Origin of the sequence: Sphingomonas sp. (assembly GCF_031361285.1) — a bacterium.
Classification (GTDB): domain Bacteria; phylum Pseudomonadota; class Alphaproteobacteria; order Sphingomonadales; family Sphingomonadaceae; genus Sphingomicrobium.
Window position 1 is genome coordinate 1 of record NZ_JANMCO010000147.1, and the last position, 7,974, is coordinate 7,974.

General features: G+C 62.6%; 12 protein-coding genes. 10 read left to right on the forward strand and 2 right to left on the reverse strand.

Going from position 1 to position 7,974, the window contains the following annotated elements:
• A partial coding sequence (locus RMO25_RS11980) for a DEAD/DEAH box helicase family protein (RefSeq protein WP_309662831.1) occupies positions 1-767 on the reverse strand: 767 nt, incomplete at its 3' end.
• A gap of 66 nt (positions 768-833) precedes the next feature.
• Here RMO25_RS11980 and RMO25_RS11985 point away from each other — a divergent pair.
• Genes RMO25_RS11985 through RMO25_RS12000 form a run of 4 tightly spaced genes read left to right on the forward strand, consistent with a single transcriptional unit; the run spans position 834 to position 3,211 of the window.
• Positions 834-1,397 (forward strand): DUF3617 domain-containing protein, encoded by a 564-nt coding sequence (locus RMO25_RS11985; RefSeq protein ID WP_309662832.1) that lies wholly within the window; start codon positions 834-836, stop codon positions 1,395-1,397.
• Between the two features lie 10 nt (positions 1,398-1,407).
• The gene (locus tag RMO25_RS11990) at positions 1,408-1,929 is read left to right on the forward strand and encodes a DUF3617 family protein (protein ID WP_309662833.1); all 522 of its coding nucleotides are present in this window, start codon (positions 1,408-1,410) and stop codon (positions 1,927-1,929) included.
• Positions 1,926-2,318, forward strand: a complete 393-nt coding sequence (locus RMO25_RS11995) for a VOC family protein (RefSeq protein WP_309662834.1) — start codon at positions 1,926-1,928, stop codon at positions 2,316-2,318. The genes RMO25_RS11990 and RMO25_RS11995 overlap by 4 nt, the downstream gene beginning before the upstream one ends.
• Before the next feature lie 20 nt (positions 2,319-2,338).
• A complete protein-coding gene (locus RMO25_RS12000; protein WP_309662835.1) occupies positions 2,339-3,211 on the forward strand; it encodes a diacylglycerol kinase family protein in 873 nt (290 codons plus the stop codon).
• A 71-nt stretch (positions 3,212-3,282) separates the two neighbouring features.
• Here the strand turns inward: RMO25_RS12000 and RMO25_RS12005 are convergent, their stop codons facing one another.
• Positions 3,283-4,098, reverse strand: a complete 816-nt coding sequence (locus RMO25_RS12005; RefSeq protein WP_309662836.1) for an outer membrane beta-barrel protein — start codon at positions 4,096-4,098, stop codon at positions 3,283-3,285.
• A gap of 414 nt (positions 4,099-4,512) precedes the next feature.
• Between RMO25_RS12005 and RMO25_RS12010 the strand changes: the two genes are divergently transcribed.
• The 6 genes from RMO25_RS12010 to RMO25_RS12035 form a co-directional block, all read left to right on the forward strand.
• Entirely contained in the window at positions 4,513-6,399 is a 1,887-nt protein-coding gene (locus RMO25_RS12010) for a ribonucleoside-diphosphate reductase subunit alpha (protein ID WP_309662837.1), read from the forward strand.
• A gap of 5 nt (positions 6,400-6,404) precedes the next feature.
• Positions 6,405-6,599 carry a hypothetical protein gene (locus tag RMO25_RS12015; protein WP_309662838.1) on the forward strand — a complete coding sequence of 65 codons (195 nt, stop codon included), beginning with the start codon at positions 6,405-6,407 and terminating at the stop codon, positions 6,597-6,599.
• A complete protein-coding gene (locus RMO25_RS12020) occupies positions 6,596-6,820 on the forward strand; it encodes a hypothetical protein (protein ID WP_309662839.1) in 225 nt (74 codons plus the stop codon). The genes RMO25_RS12015 and RMO25_RS12020 overlap by 4 nt, the downstream gene beginning before the upstream one ends.
• The gene (locus tag RMO25_RS12025) at positions 6,817-7,131 is read left to right on the forward strand and encodes a hypothetical protein (RefSeq protein WP_309662840.1); all 315 of its coding nucleotides are present in this window, start codon (positions 6,817-6,819) and stop codon (positions 7,129-7,131) included. Before RMO25_RS12020 ends, RMO25_RS12025 begins: the two co-directional genes overlap by 4 nt.
• The gene (locus RMO25_RS12030; RefSeq protein WP_309662841.1) at positions 7,131-7,652 is read left to right on the forward strand and encodes an endonuclease domain-containing protein; all 522 of its coding nucleotides are present in this window, start codon (positions 7,131-7,133) and stop codon (positions 7,650-7,652) included. The genes RMO25_RS12025 and RMO25_RS12030 overlap by 1 nt, the downstream gene beginning before the upstream one ends.
• A gap of 1 nt (position 7,653) precedes the next feature.
• A partial coding sequence (locus RMO25_RS12035) for a ribonucleotide-diphosphate reductase subunit beta (protein WP_309662842.1) occupies positions 7,654-7,974 on the forward strand: 321 nt, incomplete at its 3' end.

The window sequence follows — 7,974 nt, forward strand, 5'->3', positions numbered from 1 at the left end:
TCGACGATGTCCTCGATCTCGTCGCCGAAGAAAGCGATCCGCCAGGCGGTGTCCTCATAGTGCGACGGGAAGATCTCCAGGCTGTCGCCGCGGACTCGAAAATTGCCGCGCGCGAATGCAGCATCGTTGCGCTTGTACTGCAGCGCAACCAGTTTGCGGATGATCTCGCGCTGGTCGACCGCCTCGCCTTTCTTGAGCGAAAAGATCATCGCCGAATAGGTCTCGACCGAGCCGATGCCGTAGAGGCAGGAGACCGAAGCGACGATGATTACGTCGTCGCGCTCGAGCAGCGACCGGGTCGCCGAGTGGCGCATGCGGTCGATCGCCTCGTTCACGCTCGACTCTTTCTCGATGTAGGTGTCGGAGCGCGGGACGTAGGCCTCGGGCTGGTAATAATCGTAATAACTGACGAAATATTCGACCGCATTGTCGGGGAAGAAGCTCTTCAATTCACCGTACAGTTGGGCAGCCAGGATCTTGTTGGGCGCGATCACCAGCGCCGGGCGCTGCAGCGTCTCGATCATTTTGGCCATGGTGAAGGTCTTGCCCGACCCGGTGACCCCCAGCAGCACCTGGTTTTGCTCGCCCGTCAGCGCGGCTTCGGTCAGTTCCCGAATCGCCGTCGGCTGGTCGCCCGCCGGCTGATATTCGGAACTGAGCACGAACGGTTTGCCGCCCTCGGCCTTGTCGGGCCGCGCCGGGCGGTGCGGGACGAACGCCTCGGCGCTCTCGGGTTCGGCCAGCGAAGTGCGGATTTGAATCGCCATCGCAAGCGCATATGGTGGAGGGGCGGGAGCGGCGCAACGTGGCGCCGGAACCGGGGGAGCTCATCGATGCTGAAACACGCCACCATTGTTTTGATGACCGTCGTGCCGCTCGCCGCCTGCAATTCGAGCCCGACGATCGAAGCCAAGAACGCAACAGTCGCCGAAGTCGCCGAGAAGGTCGACAAGGCGGGCGCCGTCGTTGAATTTCTTCGCCCCGGCAAATGGTTGAACAAAGCGTCGATCGTCGAATTGAGCGCGCCCGGAATGCCGCCTGAGGTTGCCGACAATATGAAGGCGATGATGGCCAAGAAGCCGGGTACCGAACAGTGCATGAAGGAAGGCGATGTCAGGAAGCCCAAGACCGACTTTTTCGCTGGCAACAAGAATTGCCGCTACGACCATTTCAAGATGGGCGACGGCGTAATCGACGCTAAGATGCGCTGCACGATTGGCGGCCACACTCAGCTGATGACAATGGCGGGCGACTATAAGCCGGACGAATATCACATGACGATGACCACCGAGATGGATCGTGGCGCCTCCGCTCCCGCGGGAGCAATGGGGTCGATGACGATGAAGATGCGGGTCGATGGCAAGCGCACCGGCGAATGTGACGCCAAGACCAGTTAAGGGGGAAGCGATGCGAACGATCATAGTAGGATTGGCCGCTGCGGCGGTGCTGGCTGGCTGTTCGGACGCAACGGCGCCCCAGCCACAAGAATCCGAGGCAGCGGCGGCGTTGAAGCCCGGCGAATATGCAATCACCGCCAAGATCGACGATGTCCATTCGACCGACAAGACAACGCCGGTGACCAAGGCGAAAGCGGGGGATCCGCCGACTACGCGGCGGGCCTGCGTTGCCGCGGATGGCAGCATCGCCGCGGAAGCATTTGCGGACGCGGGTGACAAATGCGCCGTGTCGAGCAGCTATGTGCGCGGCGGTCGCTTGAGCGTGCAGCTGACCTGCAGCCGGCCCAATGGCCAAGTGATGCAGCTTGCGGACGGCGACTTCAAAGCCGACAGTTTCGAAGCCAAACTCAAGACCGCGACCTATTTCGCGGGGTCGGGCGACTACGCAATGACCCGGACCATGTCCGGCAAGCGCGTCGGCGAATGCCCGGCCGCGTCGGCAAAACCTGCAACAGGAAAGGCAAAGGGATGATCGGATATGTGGTTTTGGGCAGCAATGACCTGCCGCGCGCTCGCGGTTTCTACGACCAATTGATGCCGGTGATCGGCGCCGGCCGAGTGATGGAGTTCGGCGACAATTTCACCATGTACGGCACCAGCATGGGCCAGCCCGCCCTCGCCGTCGCCAAGCCCTATGACGGCAATCCGGCGACCGCCGGCAACGGCAATATGGCGTCGATCGTCGTCGACAGCCGCGCCAAGGTCGACGCGCTGCACGCCAAGGCGATGGAGTTGGGCGGCAGCGACGAGGGCCCCCCTGGTCTGCGCGGTGACGAAGGCGATCAGGCCTTTTACGGCGCCTATTTCCGCGACCTCGACGGCAACAAGCTGGCCGCGTTCCGCATTGGCCCCGCCAGCTGACCGCATTCCGTGTCACCGTATTGATCAATCGAGGCGGTGGCGCGGCTGCCGCCGATGACGAGATTGCGGCCAAGGTCCAGGCCGCGCTCGACGGCGCCGGCGTCGCCGCCAAGGTTGAACTGATCGACGGTGGCAAGATCGAAGCGCGCTGCCAGGTGATCGTCAGACGCGGCGATCCATTGCTGATCGTCGGTGGTGGCGACGGGACGATCAGCACCGCCGCCGGGGTCGTCGCCGACAGCCAAACTCGGCTCGGCATCCTGCCGCTCGGCACCCTTAACCATTTCGCCCGCGACCTTGGCATTCCCTCCGATCTCGACGAGGCGGCGGCACTGATCTCGACCGACACCGAACGGCGCGTCGACCTCGCCGAGATGAACGGACGCACCTTCATCAACAACAGCGCCGTCGGCCTTTATCCGCTGATGGTCGTCGATCGCGATACCCAGCAAAAGCGGCTTGGCCGCAGCAAGCGCCTGGCGTTGGCGGTGGCCGCCGTGCGGACGTTGATGCGCTTCGGTCACCAGCGCCTTAGCCTGACCATCAACGCCCAACAGGCGCGGGTCGACACGCCGTTGCTGTTCGTCGGCAATAATGATTATCAGCTCGAGCTACCGGCGGCTGGCCAGCGCCAATCGCTCAGCGACGGCAAATTGTGCGTGCTGGTCCTGCGCAAGAAGACTCGCACCGGGTTCATCATGGCGACCTTGCGCGCGCTCGCCGGGCGCGCGCGGGACGATGATCTGGTACGGCTCGACGACGTTGATCGGCTCCAGGTCGGCAGCGATCGCGGCCACCTCACCGTGTCGCTGGACGGCGAAGTGCTCAAGGTCCGGCCGCCGCTCGACTATCGCATCCGCAAGGGTGCGCTGACGGTCATCGCGCCTGATTAGTTCGTCATGTCGGCATGAAAAAAGCCGCCCCGCGTTTCAGCGGGGCGGCTCTTATTAAGCTTCGCTCTCGCTCAGCCGCGCTCGGGCTCGGGCGGCGGCGGTGGCGGTGGCGGCGGCGGCAACGGACACGCATCAGTCGCCAGGATGACCGAGCCGTCGGCGCAAGTCTGCGTCGCCGGTGGTGGCGGTGGTGGTGGCGGTGGTGGTGGCGGCGGTGGCGGTGGTGGCGGGGCTTCCGGGCCGCCGAAGTTGTAGATCAGGCTCGCCAGCAAGCTATGCGACCGAAACCGGCTGGTAATGGTCTGGCTACCAACGGTGTCAGAGATCTTCCCGGCATCAAAGTAACGGTACTTGAGGCCGATGTCGAAGTGGGCGAACACCGGCGCCCGGATGCCCGCGATCCCCTGCCAGGCAAGGCCGCTGTCACGGATCGTAAACGCACTCGGCGAAGAACTCTCGGAGAAAGTCTGATGGATCCAGGCGATGCCGACACCGCCGCCGGCATAGAAATTGATGGTGTCGTTCTTGCCTAGGTCGAGCAACAAATTGCCCATCATCGAATAAGCGCGGGAATGGCCGCTCGCATCGATCGAATCGATGCCGTCACTATACGTGTTGTGCTTGGCCCATTTGTGGGAGCCTTCAAGCTCGGCGCGGATGATCCCGAAATCATAACCAGCGATCAGGTCGCCATCGACACCAAGCTTATGATCGACGTCGAAATTAGCCGTTCCGTCGCCGGTGAAATTCGGGAAGCGGATGTGCGAGTCCTGTGCCCACATCGGTCCGATTTCGAGTCCGAAATAGGCGGTTTGGTCGCGTGCCAAGGCGGGCGTCGCGATCATGGCGGCAGCCATAGCCGTGGCGGCCAATAAATAAGTTTTCATCTCATTCCCCCTTTGGTGGCCACGGACAGGCCAGAAACCCTTAGTAACTCAAAGTTTAATCGACGCCAAGTCGTTGAAATTAACTGCGCCCGATCGGGACCCTGTTGCAAGCCGGCCAAACGCCAGAAAAAAAGCGTTAATTTGCAATTACACGCTTGCGTCTTTCGCCAGTTCAGGCACAATGGGTGGTAGCGCGGAGGGGGTTTCGCCCAACACCTAGTATCTGCTGCCGGAATACCCATAGTCCGGTGACGGGTATCTGCGTCCCCTGTGGAAATCGGGGACGAAAGGCAGAAAAGACCCCGCTGCGCGCTAAAAAAGGCTAGTGTGTCAGGGATGACAGCGAGTCGAACAATGGGTGAACAAGCGGCCGCCACAACATTGGACAGGCCGGGCAGCGGACGAGGAACAGCGATGGATTTTTCAACCCACAGCGAAGTCAACGGCGACGATGTCACCGCGGCCGCAACGCCCGCCAAGAAGGAGCGCTCGAGCAAGACTGTCGACCTGCGCGCCCACGACGTTGTCACCGACGAATCGCGCGATGCACTGCTGACCGAATTCGGCAAGGACACGCTCAAGGATCGCTATTTGCTGCCCGGCGAAACCAACCAGGATTTGTTCGCTCGCGTCGCTTCGGCTTATGCCGACGATGCCGCCCACGCCCAGCGCGTCTACGACTATATTTCCAAGCTGTGGTTCATGCCGGCGACCCCGGTGCTCAGCAACGGCGGCACCGGCCGCGGGCTGCCGATCAGCTGCTATTTGAACAGCGTCTCCGACAGCCTCGACGGCATCGTCAACACCTGGAACGAGAATGTCTGGCTGGCGTCAAAGGGCGGCGGCATCGGCACTTATTGGGGCGCGGTGCGCGGCATTGGTGAGCCGGTCGGCCTGAACGGCAAGACCAGCGGCATCATCCCGTTCGTCCGCGTCATGGACAGCCTGACGCTGGCGATTTCGCAAGGTTCGCTGCGGCGTGGGTCGGCCGCCGTCTACCTCGACGTCTCGCACCCCGAGATCGAAGAGTTCCTCGAGATCCGCAAGCCGTCGGGCGACTTCAACCGCAAGGCCCTGAACCTCCACCACGGTGTGCTGATCACCGACGAGTTCATGGCCGCCGTGCGCGAAGGTGCCGAGTTCATCCTGCGTAGCCCACGCGACGGGTCGGAACGCGCCACGGTCGATGCGCGCTCGCTGTTCCAGAAGCTGGTCGAAACCCGCCTCGCAACCGGCGAGCCGTACATCATCTTCATCGACCAGGTGAACCGGACGATGCCCAAGCATCACCGCGATCTCGGCCTCAAGGTGTCGACCTCCAACCTGTGCTCGGAAATCACGCTGCCGACCGGCAAGGATCATCTCGGCGCCGATCGCACCGCGGTGTGCTGCCTGTCGTCGCTGAACCTCGAAACCTGGGACCAATGGAACGGCGACAAATTGTTTATCGAGGACGTCATGCGCTTCCTCGACAATGTCCTGACCGATTACATCGATCGCGCGCCCGACGAGATGGCCCGGGCCAAATATAGCGCCGAGCGTGAACGCTCGGTCGGCCTTGGCGTCATGGGTTTCCACAGCTTCCTCCAGGCCCGCCGCATCCCGTTCGAGGGGGCGATGGCCAAAAGCTGGAACTTCAAGATCTTCAAGCACATCCGGGCCCAGGTCGACGAAGCGTCGATGATGCTCGCCAATGAGCGCGGGCCGTGCCCCGACGCCGCCGACATGGGCGTCATGGAGCGCTTTTCGTGCAAGATGGCGATCGCGCCGACCGCATCGATCAGCATCATCTGCGGCGGCACGTCGGCGTGCATCGAGCCGATCCCGGCCAACGTCTATACCCACAAGACGCTGTCGGGCAGCTTCTCGATCAAGAACCCGCATTTGGAGGCGCTGCTGGTCGAAAAGGTCAAGGATTCGGCGACGGTGTGGAATTCGATCCTCGAGCAGGGCGGCAGCGTCGCCCACCTCGATTTCCTCACCCCCGAGGAAAAGGACGTGTTCAAGACCAGCTTCGAAATCGACCAGCGCTGGCTGATCGAGCTCGCCGCCGACCGCACGCCGTTCATCGACCAGGCGCAGAGCCTCAACCTGTTCATCCCCGCCGACGTCGACAAATGGGATTTGATGATGCTCCACTTCCGCGCCTGGGAGCTGGGCATCAAGTCGCTCTATTACCTCCGCTCGAAGTCGGTCCAGCGGGCCGGATTCGCCGGCGGGGTCGAGGCCGATAACACGTCGGAACCGGCCAAATATGAGCTCCCGACCACCGACTATGACGAGTGTTTGGCGTGCCAATAGGCACGATGATCGAGCTCGCGGTGGCGGTCCTGCTGATCGTCGGCGCGATCCTGCTCTATCGCCAGCGCGGCCGCGCCGATCCGCAACACGGCAGCCAGACCGCAGTGCTGCTGCTGGTGGTCGGCGTCATCCTGTTGATCCACGGCACCGGCCAGCTCGAATATCACCCCTCGGCGGCCGAGCTGGAGGCCGCCCGATGACCGGCGCCAACATCCTGTTCGTCGTGATTGGCGCGGTCGCGTTGATCGGCGGCCTCGTCCTGCTCATCGCGGCGCTGCGCCATCATCGCGCCAACCACCCCACAGGCGTGGCGATGTTGATCGGCGGCATGATGGTCACCGCGTTCGGCCTGATGCTGGCCGGCTTCGCCATCGCTTACACCATGGCCGCGCCCCTCGGCGCGATGGAGCCCGCACGATGATGAAACGACTGGCCACCTTGACCCCGATCCTCGCGCTGCTCAGCGCCTGCGCCGCCCAGCAAGCGCCGAGCACCGTCGACCCGCAAGCCCCCGGCTTCCTCCTCGGCCTGTGGCACGGCTTCATTTTCCCGGTCGCCTGGGTGGCGTCCTTGGTCATGAACAAGGTCGCGGTTTACGCGGTGCCCAACAACGGCGGTTGGTACGATTTCGGCTATTTCCTCGGCATCGTCGTGTTCGGCGTCGGCGCCCGCAAGTCGCGCATCATCTACAAGGACCGCCTCATCAACATCCGCGCCCGGCGGCTCAATTGATGAAGCGCCATTTACTCAAACCTGATGCAGTCGAGCGGGCGCGACTGTTGCGGCGCAATTCTACACCGGCTGAAGCGCTCCTGTGGCGTGCGCTCCGTGAGGGCATGGCGAACGAAAAGTGGCGGCGGCAGGTACCGATCGGCCCCTATTTCGCCGATTTCGCCTCCCACCGAGCAAAGCTGATCATCGAGGTTGATGGATCGCAGCACGCCGAGGCAATCGCCGCCGACCATGCCCGCACGTCGTTCCTCAAATCGCAAGGCTACCGGGTGTTGCGCTTCTGGAACAACGAAGTGACGCAGAACCTCGACGGCGTTTTCGCCGCGATTGCCGCGGCCCTCCCTTCTCCCCTTGTGGGAGAAGGTGGCTCGAAGAGCCGGATGAGGGGCACTTCCTTGACCGGGCAAAAGCCCCTCACCCCCTGCCCTCTCCCACAGCTGGGTTCCCACGAAAGTACTACTTTCGTGGGGCCTCATGGGGAGAGGGAGATCATGACAAAATCCAAGATTTTGGAGACCTAAAATGCCCCTTCTCGAATCCCGCGCCCAGTACAAACCGTTCGAATATCCGTGGGCGTTCGAGTTCTGGAAACGCCAGCAGCAGATCCACTGGATGCCCGAGGAGGTGCCGCTGGGCGAGGATTGCCGCGACTGGGCGCAGAAGATCACCGACCACGAGCGCAATTTGCTGACCCAGATCTTTCGCTTCTTCACCCAGGCCGACATCGAGGTGCAGGATTGCTACCACGACAAATACGGCCGCGTGTTCAAGCCGGTCGAGATCAAGATGATGCTGACTGCTTTCTCCAACATGGAGACGGTACACATCGCCGCTTACTCGCAC